This window comes from Microbacterium helvum (genome assembly GCF_014779795.1).
Classification (GTDB): Bacteria; Actinomycetota; Actinomycetes; order Actinomycetales; family Microbacteriaceae; genus Microbacterium; species Microbacterium helvum.
Map to the genome: position 1 here is coordinate 1 of NZ_JACXZS010000001.1, position 22657 is coordinate 22657.

Genomic DNA, 22657 nt, shown 5'->3' on the forward strand with positions numbered 1-22657 from the left:
GACTGCTGTCGGAAGTCGTCGCGACGGCCGGCCTCGTCTTCCTGATCTTCGCGCTCGCGCGCACGGGACGATCCCACCTGGCGGCGCCCGCGGTGGGCGCGTACATCGGTGCGGCGTACTTCTTCACCTCGTCGACGAGCTTCGCCAACCCCGCGATCACGATCGGGCGGATGTTCAGCGACACGTTCGCGGGCATCGCGCCCGCGTCGGTGTTGCCGTTCATCGGAGCGCAGCTCATCGGCGCGGCACTCGGGTACGCGATCGTCCGCTTGCTCTTTCCGACGCCGCTCGTGGAGCAGACGTTAGCGTCGTAGGCGTGGCGAGCATCGACCTGCGCCGTGCCGGTCTGGCACCGCTCTACCTGGCGGGCTTCACGACCGCGTTCGGCGCGCACGGTGTGGCGAGCGTCCTCGGGTCCGAGTCCGAAGACATCGGGCTCTCACTGCTCGGGCTCGGCGCGGTCCTCGCTCTCTATGACGTCGCCGAAGTGCTCCTCAAGCCGATCTTCGGCGCGCTGAGCGACCGCATCGGCACCAAGCCGGTCATCGTCGGCGGCCTGCTCGGCTTCGTCGCTGCATCCCTCATCGCTCTCATCAGCCCCACCCCGCTCGTCCTCGGACTCGCCCGTCTCGGCCAGGGCGCCGCAGCATCGGCGTTCTCGCCCGCGTCGTCCGCGGCCGTCGCGCGGCTGGCCGGCAAGGAGAGGCTCGGCCGGTACTTCGGGCGCTACGGCGCCTGGAAGAGTCTCGGCTACGTCCTCGGGCCTCTCATCGGCGTGGCCCTGACGTACACGCTCGGGATCGCGTCGCTCTACATCGCCCTCGGCGCACTGGCCGCCGCGGCGGCGCTCTGGGTGCTGCTCGCGATGCCGTCCCTGCCGGTGGTGCCCCGGCCGCGATACACGCTGGCCGATCTGGTACGCCAGACCACGGAGCGCAGCTTCCTCGTGCCGACCCTGCTGCTGGCGACCAGCACGGCGGTCCTGGGCGTGGCCGTCGGGTTCCTGCCGCTGCTGGCCACGCGGCTCGACCAGCACCCACTCACCGGCGCGGCCGCCGTCGCCGTCCTCGCCCTCGTCTCGACGGTGGCGCAGCCGCTCGTCGGGCGTCTGCGCGACACCGACCGGATCACCACCCGCGCGGGCGCGGTGGCCGGCCTCGCGATCGCCGCGGCCGCCACCGCGGCACTCGCGCTCGCTCCGTCTGCGGTCGCGCTGTTCACCGCGGCGGTCGCCTTCGGCGCGATGGTCGGCACGGTCACGCCGCTCGCGTTCGCACATCTGGCGGCCGCGACGCCGGACGAGCGGATGGGCCGCACGATGGGCAACGCCGAGCTCGGCCGAGAGCTGGGCGACGCCGGCGGTCCGCTCCTGGTCGGGGCGGTGGCGACAGCCTGGACCCTTCCGGCCGCGCTGCTCGTGCTCGCCGGCATCACCGCGGGATCGGGCGCCATCGGCTGGGCGGCGCTGCGCACACCGAAAGCCGCCGACAGGTCCGACGTCGCCTGACCCGTTCGCGTCCCGTCACCCCTCGCTGGAGTCGATCGGGGTCGGCGTCGGCTCGTCCGGCGCCGGCTGGGTGAGTTCTTCGAGGGCCATCTCGAGGGCGCTGACCGTCGCGGCGTCGACCGCCCCCGTCGGCTCCACCCCGAGCTCGGTCTGCAGCTCGACCACCGCGTCGGTCAGCTCAGGCGTCCACACACCGTCGACCGGCCCGTCCCAGAAGCCGAGCAGTGCGAGAGTCTGCTGCACGGCGGCCGTGCTCGCGATCGACTCCTGGGCGGCCGCGCCGCCGAGAGCCGCGAGGTCGGCCTCAAGCGCAGCCGCCGTGGCATCGTCGACCGTTCCCGTCGCAGGCAGGCCGTTGGCCTGCTGCAGCGCCTCGATCGCGGCGACCGTCTCGGGTCCGTAGACGCCGTCGACCGCTCCCGCGTAATAGCCCGCGTCGGCGAGGTCCTGCTGCAGCGCCGAGGTGTACGCGCTCACGGCCTGCTGCGCCTGCAGCACCTGGTCCTCGGCGATGCAGCCGGCATCCGCGTACAACCGCAGCCACGAGAACTCCAGTGCGACGACGGCGCTGTTGAACTGCTCCGACGCGGCCGCCAGCGGGGTGTCGTCGGTGATCGCCCCCTGTGCATCCGCGAAGTCCGATTCGGCCTGCTCGACCCGCTGCACGTCCGCCTCGGGCACCACCGCGGTCGGCGTCGGCTGCGGCGTCGCCACGGCCGCGGGGGTCGCCGACGGACCGGCCTTCGCCTGCTCGAGGGCCGCCTGCGCGTCGGCCAACTCCGCCTGCGCGACTGCCACCTGCTGTCGGGCGGCGATCGCGGCTTCGGCACCGTCGAAGGCGTCTTCGCGCGGCTCCACCAGGTCGGCCCCAGCCGCGCGGACGTCTCCCACGGTCGGCGCGGTGTCGTGAAGGACGTCGCCGTAGCGATCCAGCGCCAGGATGTAGTCCTTGCTCGCGTCGCAGAACGCGTTCGCGGCGTTCGCGGCATCCTGTTCGGCCTGGGTGAGAGCCTTCTGCTTCGCGGCGACACGCGTCTCGGCGCGATCCACCGGCGAGCCCTCGCTCGCGCACCCTCCCAGGCCGAACCCCAGGATGACGACGCCGATCGCCCCACCCGCAGTCACGGCCCACCACTTCACCGACCTGACGCGCACGGCGTCCTCCCCTCGCAGCACCACTGGCGCACACGCTACTGGCCAGCCTGCGCGACCATCTCACCCGAATCGGATGATGTCCCGTCGGCACCCCGAGCGGCACAGCACTGCCGCAGGCGGCGGGGTCGCTAGAGTCGCGACATGCGGATCGTCGTCTCGGGAACGCATGCGAGCGGCAAGAGCACCGTGATCTCGGACTTCACCGCCCGCCACGCAGAGTACGTCGCCCTCTCCGACCCGTTCGACCTGATCGACGAGGCGTGGGATGCGCCGGGCGCGGCATCCTTCGCGGTCCAGTTGCGCATCGCCGCCGATCGGCTGCTCGACGACGATCTCGGCGACGACGTGATCGCCGAGCGCGGTCCCCTGGACTTCCTCGCGTACCTGCTGGCGCTGGCTGAGCTGTCCGGCGGCTCGGTCTCGCGCGAGCTTCTGTCACGCGCCACCGCGCTCGCCGCCGAAGCACTGCGCACGTTGGACCTGCTCGTCGTGGTGCCGCTCGATGAGCGACATCCACTGGTGCACGACTTCGACGAGCACGCCGAACTGCGGGAGACGATGAACAGCGTCCTGCTCGATCTCGTCGACGACACCGACCTCATCGGAGACCTGCGGGTCATCGAACTCGCGGGCAACCGCGCGCAAAGGCTCGCCGCACTGGAGTCGGCCACGGATTCCGCGCGCTAACGCGCTCATCCTCGATCAAGCCTGTCAGACGGCCGTTGCGCGGTGTCGGCGGCCCCTGAGATCGTGGAGTCCGACGCAGGAGGCGGACGATGGCGACACTCGGCAACATCACGTTCTACGCGGACGACCCGCGCATGCTGGCCCACTTCTGGTCGGCGGTCTTCGGCTACCCGGCGGCGGAGTGGGAGGATCCGCTGCGCCAAGAGCTGCTGGACTCCGGGCTGACGGCGGACGATCTCGATAGACGCGCCCTCGCCGAGGATCCCGAAGGACGAGGCCCGCGCCTGTTCTTCCATCACGCAGACGGTGCGAAGACCGGACGCAACCGCATCCATCTCGATGTCAACGTGCCGCGTGACCCCGGCGACCCTCGCTCGCACGACGAGATCCTCGCCGCCGAGAAGGACCGGCTCGTCGGGTTGGGAGCGACCGTGGTGCGGGTCATCGACCAGGAGTGGGGGCCGTGGGGCGAGCACTACTACCAGCTGCAGGATCCCGAGGGCAACGAGTTCTGTCTGCAGTGACCTTCCGACCCCGACCTTGCGGTGCGGCACCCGCGCCGCGGAATGAAAGGATCGAGGCATGAGCGCACGCACCCCGCAGCCCGTCGCGTACCAGCGCAATGCGCTCGCCCCGGGCGTACTGGCGGCGATCGCGCTGTTCCTCGCCCCGCTGCTGATCGGCAACGACTGGTTTCTGCTGATCAGATTCGTGGTCGCCATCTTCGCCGTCATCGTCGGGTGGTTCGCGATCCAGGCCAAGCAGTGGTGGTGGGTCCCGGTGTTCGCGGCGATCGCGGTGATCTGGAACCCGGTCTACCCGTTCGAGTTCAGCGGCCCGTTCTGGGTCGCCGCGCAGCCCGTCGCCGCGATCGTGTTCCTCGTCGCGGGCGGGCTGATCAAGTACCAGCCGGCCGAGAGCGACAGCAAGAAGCGCTGATCTCGCACCGGGACGCGGGTCAGTCGAGGGCCTCACGGAGCCTCCTCTCGCTCGCGCCCGTTCAACGACCGGGAAGAGCGGGAGCGCACCCTAAGCTCACGCTGTGAGCACGTTCGTCGCCGATGATCTGGCGCAGCTGCGACCCCGGCTGCTGGCCTTCTGCTACCAGATGCTCGGGTCGCCGTTCGAGGCCGAGGATGCCGCCCAGGACGCGCTCGAACGGGTGTGGCGGTCGCGTGAGACCTTCGATCCCGCGCGGGCGGGCCTTGCCACCTGGGCTTTCCGCATCGCCCGCAACGTGTGCATCGACCGGCTGCGCGAGACGCCGCGCCGCCCGCTCCCCCGCGATCTGCGGGCGCCGGGGATCGAGGTCGGCGCACCGCTCGTGCCGGCGTTCGACGTGCCCTGGCTCATGCCGGCGCCGACCGGCTGGGTGGCGGCATCCGAGGTCGAGACCGCAGCCGAGCGGCGCAGCGACGTGCGCCTCGCTGTCACCGCGATGCTGCAATCGCTGTCGCCGCTGCAGCGGGGCGCGTATGTGCTCCGCGACCTGATCGGCCTGTCGGGCGCCGACACCGCCGCCGTGCTGGAGGTCTCGGTCGCCGCCGCGAACTCCGCACTGCAGCGTGCCCGTGCGGCGATCGCGGCCGGGACTCGGCGTCCGCACGACCTCGCGCCCGAGGCCGTCGAGGGCTACGCCCGCGCGATCGAGCGGGCCGACGTCGACGCGCTCGCGGCGCTCGTGTCGGACGACCTCGTGTTCGAGATGCCGCCTGTGCCCGCGTGGTCGACGGGCCGCGAGACCTACCGCGCGTTCATGGCGGACTTCTTCGAACGTCGCGGCACCGCGTGGCAGACGGCGCCGCTCTCGGCGAACGGGCAGCGCGGCATCCTGCTCTCGCGCGTCACACCGGACGGACTCGAGCCGCACACCGTCCACCTGTTCGACGGCGACGCCTCCGGCGCGATCGGGCATGTGCTCGTGTACCAGGACCCGCGCCTCTTCGCGCTGCTGTCGAACGGATCCGCCGCGCAGCGATGAGTTCGTGGCATCCCCTCCGTATCTCTTGGTGAACCCGCTCCACGCGGGACGACACGAGGAGGACGACATGGGCCGATTGATGGTCGTGCAGTACATCACGCTCGACGGCGTGGTGGAGGATCCCGACGGCCGCGGCGGCACGCCGTTCGGCGGGTGGGCGATGGCCTACGGGCCGGAGGGGGTGGCGGGCGACAAGTTCCGTCTCGGGAGCATCTTCGACACCGGCGTGCTGCTGTTCGGGCGCCGCACGTGGGACCACTTCTCGACGCTGTGGCCGACGCGCGACAATCCGTTCGCACGGGCGATGAACCGCGCCGAGAAGGCCGTGGTGACGAGTCGTCCGCTTCCCGGCGGCGTGTGGGCGAACTCGCACGCCGTGCCCGGAGACATCGCCGGCTGGGTCACCGCGACCCTCGCGACCCGCGACGTGGTCGTGATCGGCAGCCACTCGGTCGTGGATGCGCTGCGCTCGGCCGATCTCGTCGACGAGTACCGGCTGATCACGTTCCCGACGGCCGTCGGCGAGGGGCGCCGGCTGTTCGGGGATGCCGTGCAGCTCGACCTCGTGTCGTCCGAGCTCACCGGACCGGCGAGCCTCACCGTGCACCGGACGCGCCGCACCGCGGCGTGAGGCGGCGTGAGGCGGCGGCGGTCGCGCCGGGCACAGCCTCCCGGTGCGGCCGGACGCCGTCGCTACACGCCCATCCCGCGGCGCAGCGTCGCGAGCCCGTAGTCGAAGGCCGCGTCGACGTCGCCGCCGAGGCGGAACGATCCGGCGAGCTCCATCTGGACGAAGCCCGTGACCCAGGCGGTCACCAGGCGTGCGGCGTCCAGGGCGTGCTCCTCGCCGGCGAGCTCGCCCGCGCTGCGCACGATCATGAGGCCGGCGCGATCGAGCGGCTCCTGCGGGGCATTCCTGCCGAACATGAGGCGGAACCCCTCCGGACGGTCGTGGGCGAACGCGCGGTAGGCGCGCGCGAGGCCTTCGAGAGAACGATCGGATGCCTCCAGCCGCCCGGTGAGGTCCGCGACGGTCGCGGCGGCCACTTCTTCGACGAGTGCGTCGCGGTCGCGCACCCGCTTGTACAGCGAGGGCGCCCGCACGCCCACGCGCTGGGCGACGCTCTGCATCGTCAGTCCGGCGAGCCCGGTCTCTTCGAGCAGGTCTCGCCCGGCGGCGACGATCTCGGCGTTCGTCGTGCGTTCCGGAGTCGGCATGAGGAATCCTCCCGATGGCTATTGACGTGAGCCATGATAGCTACGTATCGTAGCCATGCCAACCCCACGGCCCACACCCCAAGGACACGCCATGAAGCTCGCTCCCCACCTGCACCGCATCGGAAACGACATCGTCGCCGCCTACCTCATCGTGACCGACGAGGGCGTCACGGTGGTCGACGCCGGCCTTCCCGGTCACTACGGCGACCTCGTGCGCGAACTGAAGAGCCTCGGGCTCACCCCCGCCGACGTGAAGGGCGTCGTGCTCACCCACGGCGACAGCGACCACATCGGGTTCGCCGAGCGTCTGCGCCGCGACCAGGGCGTGCCCGTCTACGTGCACGAGGCCGACGCCGAGCGGGCGCGCACCGGCGAGAAGGGCAAGGTCGAGATGCCGCCGATGAAGCTCGGCCCCACGGTGGGCTTCTTCGCCTACGCGCTGCGCAAGCGGGCGATGCCGACGAAGTACGTGACCGAGGTGGTCGAAGTGCACGACGGCGATGTGCTCGATCTCCCCGGTTCGCCGGTGATCGTCGGGATGCCGGGGCACTCGGCCGGCAGCATCGCCGTGTACTCGCAGACGGCGGACGCCGTGTTCGTCGGCGATGCGCTGACCACGCGCCACGTGCTGACCGGCCGCGCCGGACTCCAGCCGGCGCCCTTCACCGACGACCCCGCCGAAGCACTCGAATCGCTCGATCGGCTCGCCGGGCTGCAGGCGTCGTGGGTGCTGCCCGGGCACGGCACGCCGTGGCGCGGCTCGCCCGCCGACGTCGCGGCCGAGGTGCGCAAGAGCGCGGCCTAGCAGGTCCGTCCCCCGGCCTCAGGGGTCGGTGCGCGTGCCGCGCACCGACCCCTGATCGTCACACCGGGCGCGCCGCGGCGAACAGGTTCGCGGGGTCGTACTCGAGCTTCAGCTGACGCAGGTGAGAACGCGCCGCACCGAACCCGAGCGACCGGTCGGCGCCGGGCGCATCGATGAAGGTCAGCGCCAGCGCGTCGGTGTGCCACGCGGCCAGGGCATCGACGCCGGCGTGCACCGCGGCGGTGGCCGCCGGCGCCGCCTCGGGTACGGGCACCATCGCGACCGAGTGCAGCGCATACTGCCCCGCGAGCGAAGCGATCGCACCGCCGCCCTCGGGCCGACGGTTCAGCGCGCCGCCCAGATGACGCAGCTCGTGCACGAACAGGCCGGGCTCGTCCGCAGCGGCCACGAACGCGTCGACCGCTGCGGCCGGCAGCTCGTCCAGCATCGCGTGCCACGTCGCCGACGGCGACGGCTCGGGCGGGTCCATGTGCACCTGCACGAGGGCCGGCGCCGGGATACGGGCGAAGGTGTCCATCTCAGGCTGCAGCGCGCGCAGCGGCCCGAGAAGAGCGGATGCGACGGCATCCGTCTCTTCGATGGCGCCGTCGATCACCACGAGCGAGCGTCCCGACAGGAACGGGGGCAGCTCGGGCAGCGGCGGGAGGTGCAGGATCCGCAGTGCGGTCGTGGCGGACTCGGGAGCCGTCGCGGTCCACTTCGCCCAGGCGTGCGCGACCTCGCTCGCGTGGGAGGCATCCCACAGCAGCATGCCGGCGAAGATGTCGGCGACCGGCAGCAGGTCGATCTCGATCGCGACCACGACGCCGAAGGCGCCCGAGCCGCCCCGCAGCGCCCAGAACAGGTCGGCGTGCTCGTCGGCGCTCGCGCGGACGATCGTGCCGTCGGCCGTGGCCACCTCGACGGCACGCACCGTGTTGACGGCGAGACCGTGCGCGCGGCCGTAGAACGACAGGCCGCCGCTGAGCAGATAGCCGACGACCGACACGTCGCCGGCGCTCCCGTGGGGAGCGGTGAGACCGTGCGGCGCGGCCGCCTCGAGGACGTCGTTCCACAGCGATCCGCCGAGCACGCGCGCGGTGTGCGCGGCCGCGTCGACCTCGACGCCGCGCAGTCCCTTCAGCGACACGATGACGGTGTGGGTCAGGTCGGTCTCGCTGAGCGCGGCGGCGGCGTGGCCGGTGGACTGCGGCGCGATGCGCAGTCCCGACAGCACCGCGGCGCGCACGACGTCGACGACATCGGCTGCCGAGCGCGGCACGGCCACGGCGAACGGGTTCTGCACGACGGCGAGGTTCCACGGCGTCCGCGCGGCGTCGAACCCGGCGTCGCCGGGGAGGAGCACCTTGTCGCCCAGCGCGGCGCGCAGCTCTGCGGCGGCGGCACCGGCGGCGGCGTGAGGGACGTCGATGGCGAGGTCGTTCAACGACATGGGGATGCCTTTCGGTCGAGGTGGGGCCACGCTCCCTGCGCAGCACACCCCGTGATGGAGCGGCATGCCCCGCTCCTGATACACGTCAGCCGTCGAAGTCCTCGGGTTCGACGTCGTCGAGGAACTTCTTGAACTCGTCGAGCCGCTCGGCGGCGTCGGTGTCGGTGAGCACGTCGGGCACCCCGGCTTCGGCGATGACCTCGTCGGCGACCCACATCGCGGCGCCCACCCGCGACGCGAGGGCGATCGCGTCGGAGGGCCGCGCGTCGACCACCCGATCGCCCAGAGCGGTCGACAGCGTCACCTCGGCGTAGAACGTGCCGTCCTCGACGCGGGTCACCTCGACGCGGGTCGCGACCGCGTCGAGCGCGGCGAGCATCGAGCGCATCAGGTCGTGCGCGAGGGGACGCGGCACGTCCGCGTTCTCGACGGCCACGAGGATGGAGGTGGCCTCGAGCTGCCCGATCCAGATCGGCAGCACGTAGCCGTCGCCGGGCATCTGATCGACGGGCTTGAGCAGCAGGACGTGCTGACCCGAGGCGTCGAGGGCGACGCCGGCAACCCGGACCTGGACCATGCTCACATCGTAGGCACGGCATGCGCACCCGCACAGGGGTGCACACGCCGTGCCGGCCGATGCGGGCAGGTCAGCCGACGCGGACGGGCACCGTGCTCGTCGTGACAGACGCGGCGACCCGCGGGATGGATGCCGTGACGCGGCTGCGTCGGGCGGCCACGGCCGCGACGACCATGACCGCGAACCCGGCCGCCGAGATCGCCGCGCCGATCCAGACCGGCGCCGTGTAGCCGAGACCGGCGCTGATGCCGACCCCGCCGGCCCAGGCGCCGAGCGCGTTGCCGACGTTGAATGCGCCGATGTTGGCTCCTGACGCGAGCGTCGGCGCACCCCCGGCGTAGTCCATGATGCGGCTCTGCAGTCCGGGCACCGTGCCGAACCCGAACGCACCCATGAGCACGAGGGCGACGATCGTCGCCAGCTGAGATCCCGCAAGCAGCGCGAACGCCACCAGCACGACCACGAGCGCGCCGATGAGGACCACGAGCGTCAGATCGAGGCGACGGTCGGCGAGGCGACCGCCCAGCCAGTTGCCGGCGACCAGGCCCGCGCCGAACAGCACCAGCAGCCACGGCACGGCGCCGGCCGCGAATCCGCTCACCTCGGTGAGCGTGTAGGCGATGTAGGTGAAGGCGCCGAACATGCCGCCGAAGGCCAGCACGGTGACGGCGAGCGAGAGCCACACCTGTGTCGAGCGGAAGGCGCGCAGTTCGCGCCTCAGGCTGATGCGCTCCTGCGGCCCCTTGGCCGCGGGGACGAGCGCTGCGATGCCGGCGAGGGCGAGCACGCCGATCGCCGAGATGACCCAGAAGGTCGACCGCCAGCCGAACTGCTGACCGATGAAGGTGCCGAACGGCACGCCGAGCACGTTGGCCGCGGTGAGTCCGGTGAACATGATCGCGATCGCGCCGGCGCGCTTCTCGGGAGCGACGAGGCTCGCGGCGACCACCGAGCCGATGCCGAAGAACGCTCCGTGAGAGAGGGCCGCCAGCACACGACCCGTCATCGCGAGGGCGTAGTCCGGCGCGACGGCCGTCAGCACGTTGCCGGCGATGAAGAGCACCACGAGGCCCAGCAGCACCGGCTTGCGTGGCAGTCGGGTGGTCGCCGCCGTGAGTCCGAGGGCGCCGACGACGACCCCGAGCGCGTAGCCCGAGATGAGCCAGCCGGCCGCGGCCTCTGTCACCCCGAAGTCCTGGGCGACCTCGGGCAGCAGGCCCATGATCACGAACTCGGTGAGTCCGATGCCGAATGCGCCCATGGCGAGGGCGATGAGTCCGAGTGGCACGGGGGTTCTCCTGTTACACTGAGGTTTAGTTGCACACGCGGGATATTGCGTGAGCGAGATATATAGTTGCACACGCTAGATATTTGCGCAAGCAACTATCTCTTCACTTCGATCCAGGAGGACTTCATGGGCATCGCCGACGACGCCGTCGAAGTGCGCGCACAGGGCTGGCGCACGCTCGCCGCCCTGCACGGACTGATCGACTCCGAGCTGGAACGCGCCCTGGCGGCATCCGTCGAGCTGTCGGTCGTCGAGTACACGGTGCTCGACGCGCTGAGCCGGCAGGACGGCTGGCACATGCGCATGCAGCAGCTCGCCCGCGCGACCGCCCTCAGCCCGAGCGCGACCACTCGGCTCGTCAACCGCCTCGAAGACCGCGCTCTCATCACGCGCATCCTGTGCGCGGACGATCGGCGCGGCATCTACACCGAGCTCACCCCCGCGGGGCGTGCGCTCTACGAGCAGGCGCACCCGATCCACGACGAGACGCTCGCACGGGTGCTCGCCGAGGCGGCACAGCAGCCCGAGCTCGCGCCCGTCGTCGAGGTGCTGCAGGCGGGCGTCGTCCAGCCCGCCTGAACCGCGTCCTACCCGTGACCGGCCGCCGACCCCGCCGGCTGCGCCAGCGGACCGCCCAGGAACCGCGCGAACCACCGCCCGCTCTGCTTGGGCGTGCGCCGCATCGTGTCGTAGTCGACATGCACGATCCCGAAGCGGCGGGTGTATCCCCACGCCCACTCGAAGTTGTCGATGAGGGACCAGGCGAAGTACCCGCGCAGCGGCAGTCCTCGGCGGATCGCCTCGCTGCACGCGTCCACATGCAGGCGCAGGTATGCCGTGCGCTCCGGGTCGTCGACAGTGCCGTCCGGCCCGACCACGTCCTCGTAGGCTGAGCCGTTCTCGGTGATGTAGAGCGGCAGACCGGGCGCGCGGTCGGCGGCCATCTCGAGCACGTCGACGAGCGCGTCGGGGTGGATCTCCCACCCCATCTGCGTGCGCGGCGCGTCGGTGCCGACGAAGGCGACAGCCTCGCTCCCCGGGTACGCGCTCGGCGCGGCCTGCTGCGCCTCGAAGCCGGCGGCGTCGGTCGTCAGAGCATGGTCGGCCGGGGCGCCCGCGGCGACCGTGTGCCTGCTGTAGAAGTTGACCCCGAGGAAGTCGATCGGCGCCGAGATCGCTGCCAGATCCTGCTCCGATACGTTCTCGGCGAACCACGCGCTCTCGCCGAGGTCCGCCACGACGTCGGCCGGATACCCGCCGCGCAGCACCGGGTCGAGGAACAGCCGGTTGCTCAGGCCGTCGATGCGTCGGGCCGCGTCGAGGTCGTCCGCCGAGTCGCTCGCCGCTCGCACCGAGTACAGGTTCAGGGTGATCCCGGCGGTCGCCGCCGGGCTGTGCCGACGGATCTCATCCAGCCCCCATCCGTGCGCGAGCAGCAGGTGGTGCGCCGCCCGCGCCGAACCACTCCCCTCGTGCCGGCCCGGCGCGTGGTGTCCGCTCGCATACCCGAGGAACGCCGAACACCACGGTTCGTTGAGGGTGATCCAGTGCGAGACGACATCGCCCAGCCCCTCCACCGCGAGTGCGGTGTACTCGGCGAAGCGCGACGCGGTGTCACGCTGCATCCAGCCGCCCTCGTCCTCGAGCGTCTGCGGCAGGTCCCAGTGGTAGAGGGTCGCCCACGGCGTGATGCCGTGCTCAAGGAGTGCGTCGACGAGCCGGCGGTAGAAGTCGATGCCGGCCCGGTTGACGCCGCCCCGCCCGTCGGGCTGGATGCGCGGCCATGCCAGCGAGAAGCGGTACGCGTCCAGGCCGAGGTCGGCCATGAGCGCCACGTCCTCACGGAAACGGTGGTAGTGGTCGTCCGCGATATCGCCCGTGCTGCCGTCGGCGATGGCGCCCGGCCGGCGGCTGAAGGTGTCCCAGATGCTGGGAAGTCGTCCGTCGGCCACCGTCGCGCCTTCGATCTGGTACGACGCGGTCGCGGTCCCCCAGACGAATCCCGGGGGGAAGGCGGTGCGGTCCATGTCAGTGCTCCTTCGCGGGTGCGAGCCAGTCGCCGTCGCCGTTCTCGTGCAGCGCGATGAGCACGTCGTCGCGCTTGATGCCGAGAGCCGCGAGCCGATCCGCCACGAGCTGCGCACCCTGTTGCTTCTGCTGCGGGCTGTAGCCGTTGAAGGCGAGGATCTGCACGAACACGATGTCGGAGCGGTCGGCGTCGGGGAACGTCCGGCTGTAGAAGAGATCGCCGAGCTGGTGCACCTGGAAGATCTGGAACAGGTCGTCGGCCGGCATCCCCCACGCCTCGACGAGAGCGCCGTGGATGGCCTCGCTCATCTGGGGACGCAGCGGCGCCAGTCGGTCATGGATGTCGACACGGACAAGGGGCATAGATCTCTCGCTCTCGATGGGGGTGGGGTGGGTGGATGCCGCATCAGCGGCCGGCCGGTGCGTCCAGCCAGTTCTCGGCGGCAGGGACGAGCGACTCGAGCTCCTGCCACAGCGCTTCCGGAAGATCGGCCGTCGCCGCCTGGATGGTCGACTCGATGCGGGCGATCTTGCTGATGCCGACGATGGTCGTCGCGAACCGGGTGTCCCGCGTCGAGAACCGGATCGCCGCGGTGGCGAGATCGGTGCCGTGGCGCTCGCACACTCGGCGCATCTGTGCGACGGCGGCGAGGGTCGCGCGCGGCGCAGGCCGATAGCCGTAATTGGTGTTGCGACCGGTGGGATCGGCGAGGATGCCGCCGCCGAGCACCGCCGCGTTCACGACCGCGACGCCCTGGTGGTGAGCGCGTTCGATGAGCGGGCCGGCGCTGCGGTCGACGAGCGTCCAGCGGTTGTGGACCAGGAGGACTTCGAACACGCCCAGTTCGAAGTACCGTGCCATCTGACGGACGTCACCGCCGGCCAGGCCGATGTGGCCGACCTCTCCTCGGTCACGTGCCGCGACGAGCGCCTCGACCGCGCCGCCCGGCCGCGTCATCTCGTCGAAGTCATGGAACTCGGGGTCGTGGAGGTGCACGACCGGCAGCGGCGCGATTCCGAGCCGCTCCGCGCTCTCGGCGAGCGAGCGGCGGATGCGGTCGCCGCTGTAGTCCGAGCCGGCCGGGTCGACCTTCGTGATCACGACGGCATCCGACGGCAGGCCGCCGTTCTCGGCGATCGCGCGGCCGATGCGCTCCTCGCTCCTGCCGCCCGAGTAGCCGTTCGACGTGTCGATCGTGCGGATGTCGCTGTCGAGTACGGCACGCACGAGATCGATGGCATCGCGTTCCGCGACGTCGTAGCCGAAGTTCTCGGGCATGCCGCCGAGCGGCCCGCCGCCCAGGGTGACGGGGCTCACCTCGACGCCGGTCGCGCCGAGGGGGTTCAGCTTCCAGCGCACCTCAGGCACCGCCGACCGCGAGCACCAGCCCGTCGGCGTCGGCGACGAGCGTGCGCCCTGCCGCGTCCGCGACGGGCACGGCCGCCTCGGGGAGCGCGCCGTCCAGCTCGACCGCGGCGAAGCCCGGTGCATCGACCTGCGGCTCGCGCCGGTTCGTCTCGGCCGCGCCGAACTCGAAGATCTCGATCGAGCTGTCGCCGCCGCGCAGGTACGTGATCTCGAAGCCGCGCGGATCCGACGGCTGGTGGATGCCGCCCATCAGCGTGTAGCCGAGCCCGCGGAAGAACTCGTGGGTGGCCGGGGCGTCCGCCACGGTCTCGGCGACGTGGTCGAAGCGGGGGCGGTCGGGGTCGCCGAGCCCCCAGTCGGCGTCCACCGCGTCGCGGTCGTAGACCTCGTGGTACTGCAGCGGCCCCTCGACGAGCTCCAGCAGCGTGCCGTCAGGGTCGTAGAAGAAAGTGATCCGCACATCCCCCTCGGCGTGGATCGGCTCCAGCTGGAAGGGCACGGCATCCGCGCGCAGCCGCTCGACGCGCTCGTCCAGGTCGGAGACCTTGAACCCGACGTGGCGGAACCCCGCCTGCAGATCGTCGGCGATCCATGTCGAGTCGGCGGGTGCGTCCAGACGCGTCAGCCGGATCGTGGCGGTCACGGCGTCGAGCACCGCGCCGTCGGAGGTGACCTCGACGGGGACGACGTCCAGGTGGCGTGTGTAGAAGTCGACCGCACGCGAGATGTCGGCGACGTTGATGAGTACGGATGTGATGGCCAAGGGAGTTCCTCTCTCTACTTCATGACTTTGGGGTAGTAAGTACTGGGCAGTCGTCGGCGCCTCGCCCGATCGCGGTGGATCAGGCCTCGAGAGCGACGGCGGCGGGACGGGACGAGCGGGCGTGCGGCGTCAGCACGTACTGCAGCGCGAGGGATGCCGCCCCCACTGCCGCGGCGTCGATCCCGGGGTCCGACAATTCGACCGAGACGCCGTGCACCGCGCGTGTGCGTGCGAGCGCGCGGACGGCATCGCGGATGTGCCGGACGTACACGGCCCCGGCATCGGCGAAGCCCGGACCCGCGAGATACAGGCGATCGAGATCGAGCAGGTTGACCACCGACAGCATCGCGACCGCGACGTACCGGGCCGAGCGCTCGATCAGCGCGAGGGACCGCCCCTCGCCGCGCGCGGCCGCCCGGGCGATCGCCTGGAAGTCGTGCCGCAGGTGGGCGTCGCCGCCGGCGAGCGACAGCTCGGCGCGCAGACCTTCGTCCGCCATCGCCTGCGCGACGATGGCACGCGGTGCCGCGAGCATCTCGAGGCATCCGCGAGAACCGCACCAGCACCGCGGACCGTCGATCTCGAGCACCATGTGGCCGATCTCACCGACGTTCGCCGAGACGCCGCGGCTCAGCCGACCGTCTGTCAGCAGGCCCAGGCCGAAGCCGTTCGACATGTACAGGGTCGCGAAGTCGTTGCTCGCCGCCAGGCGACCGACCCAGAACTGTCCGAGCGCCGCGCACGCTGCGTCGTTGTCGCGCACGGTCGGCAGACCGGTCGCGGCCTCGAGCGCCTCCTGCACCGCGAACGACTCCCACTCGTCGGCGGTGAGCGAGAGCCGCTCGGCGCCGCCGCGGATGTCGAGGCCGGCACCCGCGACTCCGACGCCGACGACGGCGGCCACGGGGATGTCGAGCTCGTGGAAGACGCGTTCGAGCTCCTCCCCGATCCTGGCCACCACCTCGCTCGGCAGCGCCTGGCGGATGCCCGGGGTCACCAGCTGGCCGACCACGTTCCCGCCGAGATCGGTGACCACGTAGGTGAGCCGCGCGTCGTCGAGCGAGAGCCCCACCGCATAGCGGGCCTGCAGGTTGAGCTCGAGCAGGCTCGGCCGCTTGCCGCCGGTCGAGTCGCCGTAACCCGTCTCGACCACCAGCCCGACGTCGATGAGCGATTTGATGATGCGGGTGATGGACGTCGCGGTGAGACCGGACATCTCGGCGAGCTCGATGCGACTGACGGTACCGCTGGAGCGGATCATGTCGAGCACCGCCGAGCGCGTGTTCTCGAAGGACGGTCCTAGCCGCCGTACGCCCGTCATGCGCTCTCCCGCCTCACGATGAACGGATCCGGCGCCCGGTCTGCGCGGGCCTCCCCGCCGCCGATGGTCGCCAGCATCCGGTGCCCCAGCAGCCGCCCGATCTCGCCGCCGCGACGGTCCACGGCGGTCAGCGACGGCGTCGCGCTGCGGCACAACGCGGAATCCGTCCACGAGACGATCGCCACGTCGTCGGGCACGGTGAGCCCGCGCGCGATGAAGGCCGAGGCGGCGGCAGCCGCGTGGACGTCGCTGTCGAACAGCAGCGTCGCCGGGCCCGTCGCGAGCACCGCTGACGCGGCTGCGACGGCGGCTGCGGCATCCCGCTCCACATGCACGGTCTCGAAGCGGTCTCCGACGGCGTTCGCGCGCGCCTGCGAGGTGACCGAGTCGCCTGGAGAGGCGAGGTAGACCGTTCGCTCGTGCCTGCCGGCTGCGAGGAAGCCGCTGATCACGTCGACCGACGCGGCGGCATCGACGACCACCGCAGGGAAGTCGCCCTGCTGCGAGACGTCGGCGATCGCGGCGAAGAGCACGCCGAGCGAGCGCAGCAGCTTGACGCGCTCGTCGCCGCGACCTGCGCCGAGCAGGACCACCCCCGCGATGCCGTCGGACGCGGCCCACAGCCGGTACATGCGGCGCTCCGACGCGGGATCGTGCACGACGCGCGTGAACAGTCCGTATCCCTCCGCGATCATCGGCTCGGCCAGGGCGTTGACGAGTGCGGCGACGAAATGGTCGTCCGTGCTGTCTGCCGGGATGGCGAGGCCGATCCCCGTCATGCGGTCTCCGTCGCTGGTCTGTGCGCCCTGGCGCTGCTGGTCGTGCGGCCGGGGGCTTCGCGCACCGGGCCCGGCTGTGGTCGTGATCGCGCTCATCCTAGGATCGCCTACTTGATCGCACCGGCTGCCATGCCGCGCTCGAACTGCTTCTGCAGGGCGACATAGGCCACGATCGTCGGGATGGCCGTCACCACGGCGGCGGCGAGCACCTTCGGGATGTCGTCGTTGTACTGCCGGCGGAAGAACTCCGGCAGAAGGGTCACCACACCCATGTCGTCGTTGATGAGGAACACCTTCGGGAGCAGGTAGGCGTTCCACGCGTTGATCAGCACGAGCACGAGCAGGGCGACCGCGATGGGGCGAGCGAGCGGCAGCAGGACCGACCAGAACATGCGCACCGTCCCGGCGCCGTCCAGTCGCGCGGCTTCGAACAGCGTGTCGGGGATGCCGTCGACATAGCCGCGCGCGATCAGCACCGTGAACGGGATCTGGAGCGCGGCGATCGGCAGGATGACCGACCAGAAGGTCCCGAGCAGCCCCAGCGCGACGGCGGTCGAGTACAGCGGCGCGATGAGCACGACCTCGGGCAGCGTCAGCGCCGCCATCATGAGCCAGAAGAACAGCTCCTTGCTGCGGATCCGGAGCTTGGAGAAGCCGAACGCGGCCATCATCGTCGCGATGTAGATGATGACGATCGACCCGGCAGCCACGATCGCGGAGTTCACGAAGAACCGGAAGAAGCCCGGGACCGAGACGACGGCCGCGTAGTTGCCCCAGCCTGCGCCCTCGAACGACTTCGCGACCATCGTGTAGATCGGGATGAGGAAGGGGATGACGGCGATCGTGAGCACGATCTGAAGCACGGCACGGGACGTGCGCGAACGGGTCTCAAACATCGACGCCTGCCTTCACTGCCTTGGCGACCTTGGCGCGCCGCTCGCGCGAGCGCAGCTGGATGATGATCGAGGTCGCGACGGCGATCACCAGCAGGATGACCGAGAGCGCCGACGCATACCCCAGGTTGCGATCGGAGGCCGCGATCTCGGAGTAGATCATCGTCCCGAGGAACTCGGACGAGTGGGCGGGACCGCCCTGCGTGATGAGCCACACGTTGTCGAAGAGCTTCAGCGCCGTGATCAGGTTGAGGATCGCGAGCGAGATCGTGATCGGCTTCACGTTCGGCAGCACGAGCGAGAACAGGATGCGGAGGTTGCCTGCTCCGTCCACGCGGCCGGCCTCGATCATCTCGGGGTCGATCTGCGTCATGGCGCCGAAGTACAGGATGAATCCGAACCCGATAGAGCCCCAGCATCCCACCAGGATCACGACCATTAGCGACGTCGTCGACTGACCGATCCACGACTGCGTGAGCGCGCCGAGCCCGAGCGCCTCGAGGATCGCGTTGACCGTGCCGTTGCTCTGCCACACCTGGATGTGCGCCGGAGCAAGGGTCGCCGGGGCGACCACGACCGGGATCACGATGATCACCTTGTAGAGGCCGCCGAGCCACACCTTCGAATGCAGCGCGGCCGCGAAGAAGACGCCTCCGACCACCTGGACCGCGAACACGATCACGAAGTAGACGACGGTGTTGCGGATCGCCGTCCAGAACACCGGGTCGGTGAACGCCTCGACGTAGTTGTCGACGCCGACGGGGTTCATCGGCGATCGTCCGCCGCGCCAGTCGAAGAACGAGATGTAGCCCGAGTAGACGATGCTGTAGTAGATCAGCCCGACCGAGATCACCAGCGCGGGGATGATCCACCGGAATCCGCCGGGGATGAGGGGGACGCCGCGGCGGCGCCGTCCCCCCTTCTCCTCCTGCATGTCTGGCCGCGCCGGTTCGACGGTTCGCGGGGCGAGGGATGTCATGTCGTCACGTCCAGGGTCTCGATGCGGGTGGATGCCGGTTCCGACGGTCACTCGACCCCGACGGTGCTCGCTTCGGAGGACTGCTGCAGCTGAGCGGCGATGTCTTCGACCGACATGTCGATCGTCGGGTCGAGCACCTGCTGGATGGCGACGACGATCGCGTCGAGCGTCGACGAGGTGGTCTGCCACTGGCGGGACTGCGTCGTCGCAGTGCTGTCGGCGATGAGCTGCTCGATGGCCGGCTGCTGCACGTCCTCGTCGACCAGCGTGATGGCCGACCAGTCGGGCGCGACACCCTGCAGCGCAGGCAGCAGGTCGATCGCATTCGCGACGTTCTGCTGGCCGGCCTCGGACATGGTCATCCAGGTCACGAACGTCTTGGCGGCGCCGATGTTCTTCGAGTCCGCGTTGATCGCCAGACCGTAGTCGACCTCGCCGAACGGCACCGACCCGTTGCCCTTGCCCGCGACGTCCGGGAACTCAGCAGGAAGCTGCACGAAGCACTGCGGGTCGCTCACGCCGGCGGACTCCATCGCAGACTTGCACGACTCGGCGCCCGAGTACTGCGTGTACCAGAAGCCCATCTGCACCATCGCAGCCTCGCCCTTCATGAACATCTCGTTCGCGAGCGGGTACTGCCCGGCGTCCAGCGCATTCGAGGGGATGATGCCGTCGTCCTTCATGTCTTCGATGATCTGCAGCACCTCGACGCCCTCGGGGTCGTCCCACTTGGCCTTGCCGGTCGCCGCAGCGAGGAAGAAGTCGGGATCGACCGAGTTCGCGATCGCGTGGTACATCTCGGTCGGGAAGGTGTCCTCGCCGCCGGCGCCCATCGTGAAGCACGTCTTGCCGATGGCCTCGATCTTCGCGCACGCGTCGACCCACGAGTCGTAGTCGGTCGGGACCTCGGCGCCCGCCTCGTCGAAGATGCCCTGGTTGTACCAGACGAACCCGGCCGACATCCCTCCGAGCGGCAGCGAGACCTGCGTTCCGTCCGTCATGCGCAGCTGCTCGGCGTATCCGCCTCCGAACTTCGACTCCCAGTCACCGCCGAGGGTGTCCTCGGCGAGCGGGGCGAGGTCGATCGCGTACGGACCCCACAGGTCAGGCGTGCCGCCCGCCGCCGAGAGGTCGAACACGTCGGGACCCTTGCCCGACTCGAGGGCGGGGACGATCGTGTTGCGGAAGTCGACGTTCTCGAAGTTGCGGTACGCGACCTTGATGTCGGGGTACTCCTCGTTGAACGCCGCGATGTACCGCTCGGCGACCGGGGTGTCAGGGGTCCATCCCCACCACGTCACCTCGCCGGAGTCGGCAGGGGCGGCATCCGCGTCGCCGCCGGCGCCGCCCGCGCACGCCGTCAGCGAGATCGCGGCGATCGCCGCCACTCCTGCGGCCGTCAGAAACCGGGACTTCTTCATTGCAGTTCCTCTCACTTCGTTGTGCTCGGCGGGCCGGCGATGCGGCTGCCTCTCAAGGGATCGGCGTCGCGATCGGGCCGGTTCGGGTGTGCCGGATCGCGTCGACTCTGGCCACGATAGCCACGATCAGTCCGATTGGGAAGTACTTACTGAACTTTTGTTAGTTAGATTCCTGACCCGGTGATCCTCGCTGAAGGTCCGCGGCGAGGACGACGCGTGCGGCATCCCATTCACCGGAATGGATGCCGCGAGCGTACGGTTGCAGACGACATGGAACGATTCGGAACCCTCTCGTTCGGCCATTACGGCCCGCTCGGTGGCGGTCGTCAGCTCACCGCGGCGGACTCGATGCTGCAGGCGATCGACCTCGCGCAGGGCATGGACGAGCTCGGCGTGAACGGCGCATACTTCCGCGTGCACCACTTCGCCCGCCAGCAGTCCTCGCCGATGCCGCTGCTCGCGGCGATCGCGGCGCGCACCGAGCGCATCGAGGTCGGCACCGGCGTCATCGACATGCGCTACGAGAACCCGCTGTACCTCGCCGAGGAGGCGGCGGCGGTCGACCTGATCTCGGGCGGGCGGCTCGCGCTGGGCGTGAGCCGCGGCTCACCCGAATCCGTCGTGCGCGGGTACGAGGCGTTCGGCTACACGGGATCCGAGGATCCGCGCGGGGCCGACATCGCCCGCGAGCACTTCGACCTCTTCCTGCGCGCGATCGACGGCGAAGGGCTCGCCGAGCGCGACGCTAACTCGCCGTTCGGCGGAGGCAGCGGACTGCAGCGCATCGAACCGCACTCCCCCGGCCTGCGATCGCGCATATGGTGGGGCGCCGGCAACCGCGACAGCGCGGAGTGGGCCGGGCGCACGGGCGTCAACCTCATGTCGTCGACGCTGCTGACCTCGGCCGACGGCCGCCCGTTCGACATCCTGCAGGCCGAGCAGATCGACGCGTTCCGCGCCGCCTGGCGCGAGGCAGGTCACTCCGGCACGCCACGGGTGTCGGTGAGCCGCTCGATCTTCCCGATCACGACCGCGGAAGAAGAGATGTACTTCGGCGGCAGGCAGGACGGCGATCAGATCGGCATCATCGACGGCATCCGCTCGACCTTCGGCAAGACCTACGCGGCCGCGCCCGACGTGCTCGTCGAGCAGCTCAAGGACGACGCGGCGATCGCCGCCGCCGACACCCTGATGCTCACGATTCCGAGCCAGCTCGGCGTCGAGTTCAACCTGCGCGTCGTCGAGTCGTTCGCGAAGTACGTCGCCCCCGAGCTCGGCTGGAGATCCACGCGCGCCTGACCCTCCTCCGCTGCACTCAGGTTCTGATGACCAGGAGGCATCCGAACGCGAGCGCCGCAGGACGCTGCTCACTCCAGCAGGACGTCGGGCCCGTACGCGCCTGCCGGCGGTGGCGAGCCGGCGATGCGCGTCGACCTGCGCACCACGAGCTCGGTCTGCAGTTCGGTGCGCTCCGGCAGCGGATGGATGCCGGCGGCCGCGGCCGCGATCAGACGCACCGCCTCGGCCGCCATCTCTCCCGTCGGCTGGCGCACGGTCGTGAGCGGCGGGCGCAGCCACTTCGAGGGCGCGATGTCGTCGAAGCCGACCACCTGCACATCGTCCGGGATGCGAAGGGCGCAGTCCGCAGCCGCCGCGTACACACCGTAGGCGATCTCGTCGGAGCAGGCGAACACGCCGATCGGCTCGCCGCCGGCCGCCGCCGCACGCAGGTGCTCGCGCACCGCTTCGCGCACCGGGCCCGACTCCCACGGTGCGCTGATCTCGGTCACCGTGAGCGTCGGATCGTGCTTCGCGGCGGCCTCGATGAAGCCCGCGATGCGTGCGCGCCCGAACCGGTAGCGCGGTTCGCCGCTGATGATGAACAGGCGACGCGCCCCGGCGGCGAGCAGGTGCGTCGCTGCCGCCGCGCCGCCTGCGCGGTCGGTCGCGCCCACGGCGGGGACAGAGCGACGCAGATCGGTGCGAGGATCCATGAGCACCACCGGGATGCCCGCCCGCTCGAGAGCGTCGAACTGTGCGGTCGTCGGGGCGATGAGCGCCAACACGACGCCCGCCGACCCGCGATTCTGGATGCGCGTCGGCCAGTCGTCCTCGGGGGTGTCTCGCTCGCTGGTGACCACGAGATCGAAGCCTGCTTCAACGGCCGCCGCGCGTGCGCCGCCGATGACGGCGACCGACCACGGCTCGTCGAACTGGCCGAGCACCAGATCGATCAGCCGCACCGTTCCCGTCCTCGGCCTTCCCCGGCGCTCGTCGCCGCGCCGGTACTGCAGCCGGTCGGCCGCGGCGAGGATGCGCAGTCGGGTCGCCGACGACACGTCGCCCCGCCCGGCGAGGACCCGCGACGCGGTCGACACGGCGACGCCTGCGAGCGACGCGACGTCTGCGATGCGGGTTCTGGGAGCCGACACC

Annotated in this window: 24 protein-coding genes and 1 pseudogene; 10 read left to right on the top strand and 15 right to left on the bottom strand. The window is 70.7% G+C overall.

Going from position 1 to position 22657, the window contains the following annotated elements; genetic code table 11:
* Together IF188_RS00005 and IF188_RS00010 are read left to right on the top strand one after the other, a co-directional pair.
* Positions 1–314 (top strand): annotated as a pseudogene (locus tag IF188_RS00005) (aquaporin); the annotation flags it as partial.
* Between the two features lie 2 nt (positions 315–316).
* Positions 317–1507, top strand: a complete 1191-nt coding sequence (locus IF188_RS00010; RefSeq protein ID WP_191169745.1) for an MFS transporter — start codon at positions 317–319, stop codon at positions 1505–1507.
* Between the two features lie 15 nt (positions 1508–1522).
* Here the strand turns inward: IF188_RS00010 and IF188_RS00015 are convergent, their stop codons facing one another.
* A complete protein-coding gene (locus IF188_RS00015) occupies positions 1523–2686 on the bottom strand; it encodes a peptidoglycan-binding domain-containing protein (RefSeq protein WP_318152671.1) in 1164 nt (387 codons plus the stop codon).
* A gap of 117 nt (positions 2687–2803) precedes the next feature.
* Between IF188_RS00015 and IF188_RS00020 the strand changes: the two genes are divergently transcribed.
* The 5 genes from IF188_RS00020 (at position 2804) to IF188_RS00040 (ending at position 5961) form a co-directional block, all read left to right on the top strand.
* On the top strand, positions 2804–3349 hold the full coding sequence (locus IF188_RS00020) for a hypothetical protein (RefSeq protein WP_191169746.1): 546 nt from the start codon (positions 2804–2806) through the stop codon (positions 3347–3349).
* A gap of 89 nt (positions 3350–3438) precedes the next feature.
* Complete coding sequence (locus IF188_RS00025) at positions 3439–3873, top strand: VOC family protein (protein ID WP_191169747.1); 435 nt, start codon at positions 3439–3441, stop codon at positions 3871–3873.
* Positions 3874–3931: 58 nt separating this feature from the next.
* Positions 3932–4288 (top strand): DUF6804 family protein, encoded by a 357-nt coding sequence (locus tag IF188_RS00030; RefSeq protein ID WP_191169748.1) that lies wholly within the window; start codon positions 3932–3934, stop codon positions 4286–4288.
* Positions 4289–4391: 103 nt separating this feature from the next.
* Positions 4392–5330, top strand: coding sequence for an RNA polymerase subunit sigma-70 (locus IF188_RS00035; protein ID WP_191169749.1), 939 nt, complete (start codon positions 4392–4394; stop codon positions 5328–5330).
* A 67-nt stretch (positions 5331–5397) separates the two neighbouring features.
* Entirely contained in the window at positions 5398–5961 is a 564-nt protein-coding gene (locus tag IF188_RS00040; RefSeq protein ID WP_191169750.1) for a dihydrofolate reductase family protein, read from the top strand.
* Between the two features lie 62 nt (positions 5962–6023).
* On the opposite strand, the gene IF188_RS00045 is transcribed toward IF188_RS00040, so the two are convergent.
* The gene (locus tag IF188_RS00045) at positions 6024–6548 is read right to left on the bottom strand and encodes a TetR/AcrR family transcriptional regulator (RefSeq protein WP_191169751.1); all 525 of its coding nucleotides are present in this window, start codon (positions 6546–6548) and stop codon (positions 6024–6026) included.
* Positions 6549–6639: 91 nt separating this feature from the next.
* Here IF188_RS00045 and IF188_RS00050 point away from each other — a divergent pair, with 91 nt between their 5' ends.
* A complete protein-coding gene (locus tag IF188_RS00050; protein WP_191169752.1) occupies positions 6640–7353 on the top strand; it encodes an MBL fold metallo-hydrolase in 714 nt (237 codons plus the stop codon).
* 58 nt (positions 7354–7411) lie between these two features.
* On the opposite strand, the gene IF188_RS00055 is transcribed toward IF188_RS00050, so the two are convergent.
* From IF188_RS00055 to IF188_RS00065, 3 genes are all read right to left on the bottom strand, one after another.
* Positions 7412–8806 (bottom strand): FAD-binding oxidoreductase, encoded by a 1395-nt coding sequence (locus IF188_RS00055; protein ID WP_191169753.1) that lies wholly within the window; start codon positions 8804–8806, stop codon positions 7412–7414.
* Positions 8807–8891: 85 nt separating this feature from the next.
* Positions 8892–9383, bottom strand: coding sequence for a bifunctional nuclease family protein (locus IF188_RS00060; RefSeq protein WP_191169754.1), 492 nt, complete (start codon positions 9381–9383; stop codon positions 8892–8894).
* Between the two features lie 70 nt (positions 9384–9453).
* Positions 9454–10671, bottom strand: coding sequence for an MFS transporter (locus IF188_RS00065; RefSeq protein WP_191169755.1), 1218 nt, complete (start codon positions 10669–10671; stop codon positions 9454–9456).
* A gap of 126 nt (positions 10672–10797) precedes the next feature.
* On the opposite strand from IF188_RS00065, the gene IF188_RS00070 reads away from it, so the two are divergent.
* Positions 10798–11250, top strand: a complete 453-nt coding sequence (locus IF188_RS00070) for a MarR family winged helix-turn-helix transcriptional regulator (RefSeq protein ID WP_191169756.1) — start codon at positions 10798–10800, stop codon at positions 11248–11250.
* An 8-nt stretch (positions 11251–11258) separates the two neighbouring features.
* Here IF188_RS00070 and IF188_RS00075 read toward each other — a convergent pair whose 3' ends face one another.
* The 9 genes from IF188_RS00075 to IF188_RS00115 form a co-directional block, all read right to left on the bottom strand.
* Positions 11259–12698 (bottom strand): GH1 family beta-glucosidase, encoded by a 1440-nt coding sequence (locus tag IF188_RS00075; protein ID WP_191169757.1) that lies wholly within the window; start codon positions 12696–12698, stop codon positions 11259–11261.
* A 1-nt stretch (position 12699) separates the two neighbouring features.
* Positions 12700–13062 (bottom strand): tautomerase family protein, encoded by a 363-nt coding sequence (locus tag IF188_RS00080; RefSeq protein WP_191169758.1) that lies wholly within the window; start codon positions 13060–13062, stop codon positions 12700–12702.
* 43 nt (positions 13063–13105) lie between these two features.
* A complete protein-coding gene (locus IF188_RS00085; RefSeq protein WP_191170335.1) occupies positions 13106–14059 on the bottom strand; it encodes an aldo/keto reductase in 954 nt (317 codons plus the stop codon).
* A gap of 1 nt (position 14060) precedes the next feature.
* Positions 14061–14831 (bottom strand): VOC family protein, encoded by a 771-nt coding sequence (locus IF188_RS00090; protein WP_191169759.1) that lies wholly within the window; start codon positions 14829–14831, stop codon positions 14061–14063.
* A gap of 79 nt (positions 14832–14910) precedes the next feature.
* On the bottom strand, positions 14911–16152 hold the full coding sequence (locus tag IF188_RS00095; RefSeq protein ID WP_191169760.1) for an ROK family transcriptional regulator: 1242 nt from the start codon (positions 16150–16152) through the stop codon (positions 14911–14913).
* Positions 16149–17027 carry a substrate-binding domain-containing protein gene (locus IF188_RS00100; protein WP_191169761.1) on the bottom strand — a complete coding sequence of 293 codons (879 nt, stop codon included), beginning with the start codon at positions 17025–17027 and terminating at the stop codon, positions 16149–16151. Before IF188_RS00100 ends, IF188_RS00095 begins: the two co-directional genes overlap by 4 nt.
* 11 nt (positions 17028–17038) lie before the next feature.
* Positions 17039–17827 carry a carbohydrate ABC transporter permease gene (locus IF188_RS00105; RefSeq protein ID WP_191169762.1) on the bottom strand — a complete coding sequence of 263 codons (789 nt, stop codon included), beginning with the start codon at positions 17825–17827 and terminating at the stop codon, positions 17039–17041.
* The gene (locus IF188_RS00110; protein ID WP_191170270.1) at positions 17820–18758 is read right to left on the bottom strand and encodes a carbohydrate ABC transporter permease; all 939 of its coding nucleotides are present in this window, start codon (positions 18756–18758) and stop codon (positions 17820–17822) included. The genes IF188_RS00105 and IF188_RS00110 overlap by 8 nt, the downstream gene beginning before the upstream one ends.
* 92 nt (positions 18759–18850) lie before the next feature.
* Positions 18851–20224: an ABC transporter substrate-binding protein gene (locus IF188_RS00115; protein WP_191169763.1), complete on the bottom strand. Its 1374-nt coding sequence runs from the start codon at positions 20222–20224 to the stop codon at positions 18851–18853.
* A 270-nt stretch (positions 20225–20494) separates the two neighbouring features.
* Between IF188_RS00115 and IF188_RS00120 the strand changes: the two genes are divergently transcribed.
* On the top strand, positions 20495–21523 hold the full coding sequence (locus IF188_RS00120; RefSeq protein WP_191169764.1) for an LLM class flavin-dependent oxidoreductase: 1029 nt from the start codon (positions 20495–20497) through the stop codon (positions 21521–21523).
* Between the two features lie 68 nt (positions 21524–21591).
* On the opposite strand, the gene IF188_RS00125 is transcribed toward IF188_RS00120, so the two are convergent.
* Positions 21592–22656 carry a LacI family DNA-binding transcriptional regulator gene (locus tag IF188_RS00125; protein WP_318152673.1) on the bottom strand — a complete coding sequence of 355 codons (1065 nt, stop codon included), beginning with the start codon at positions 22654–22656 and terminating at the stop codon, positions 21592–21594.
* Position 22657: the final 1 nt, after the last annotated feature.

Bases quoted from the DNA above. Each gene is read 5' to 3' on its own strand.
- IF188_RS00060 (WP_191169754.1), bottom strand. From the start codon at position 9,383: ATGGTCCAGGTCCGGGTTGCCGGCGTCGCCCTCGACGCCTCGGGTCAG.
- IF188_RS00040 (WP_191169750.1), top strand. From the start codon at position 5,398: ATGGGCCGATTGATGGTCGTGCAGTACATCACGCTCGACGGCGTGGTG.
- IF188_RS00120 (WP_191169764.1), top strand. From the start codon at position 20,495: ATGGAACGATTCGGAACCCTCTCGTTCGGCCATTACGGCCCGCTCGGT.
- IF188_RS00045 (WP_191169751.1), bottom strand. From the start codon at position 6,548: ATGCCGACTCCGGAACGCACGACGAACGCCGAGATCGTCGCCGCCGGG.
- IF188_RS00115 (WP_191169763.1), bottom strand. From the start codon at position 20,224: ATGAAGAAGTCCCGGTTTCTGACGGCCGCAGGAGTGGCGGCGATCGCC.
- IF188_RS00070 (WP_191169756.1), top strand. From the start codon at position 10,798: ATGGGCATCGCCGACGACGCCGTCGAAGTGCGCGCACAGGGCTGGCGC.
- IF188_RS00105 (WP_191169762.1), bottom strand. From the start codon at position 17,827: ATGTTTGAGACCCGTTCGCGCACGTCCCGTGCCGTGCTTCAGATCGTG.
- IF188_RS00030 (WP_191169748.1), top strand. From the start codon at position 3,932: ATGAGCGCACGCACCCCGCAGCCCGTCGCGTACCAGCGCAATGCGCTC.
- IF188_RS00075 (WP_191169757.1), bottom strand. From the start codon at position 12,698: ATGGACCGCACCGCCTTCCCCCCGGGATTCGTCTGGGGGACCGCGACC.
- IF188_RS00095 (WP_191169760.1), bottom strand. From the start codon at position 16,152: ATGACGGGCGTACGGCGGCTAGGACCGTCCTTCGAGAACACGCGCTCG.
- IF188_RS00050 (WP_191169752.1), top strand. From the start codon at position 6,640: ATGAAGCTCGCTCCCCACCTGCACCGCATCGGAAACGACATCGTCGCC.
- IF188_RS00025 (WP_191169747.1), top strand. From the start codon at position 3,439: ATGGCGACACTCGGCAACATCACGTTCTACGCGGACGACCCGCGCATG.
- IF188_RS00100 (WP_191169761.1), bottom strand. From the start codon at position 17,027: ATGAGCGCGATCACGACCACAGCCGGGCCCGGTGCGCGAAGCCCCCGG.
- IF188_RS00110 (WP_191170270.1), bottom strand. From the start codon at position 18,758: ATGCAGGAGGAGAAGGGGGGACGGCGCCGCCGCGGCGTCCCCCTCATC.
- IF188_RS00055 (WP_191169753.1), bottom strand. From the start codon at position 8,806: ATGTCGTTGAACGACCTCGCCATCGACGTCCCTCACGCCGCCGCCGGT.
- IF188_RS00020 (WP_191169746.1), top strand. From the start codon at position 2,804: ATGCGGATCGTCGTCTCGGGAACGCATGCGAGCGGCAAGAGCACCGTG.
- IF188_RS00080 (WP_191169758.1), bottom strand. From the start codon at position 13,062: ATGCCCCTTGTCCGTGTCGACATCCATGACCGACTGGCGCCGCTGCGT.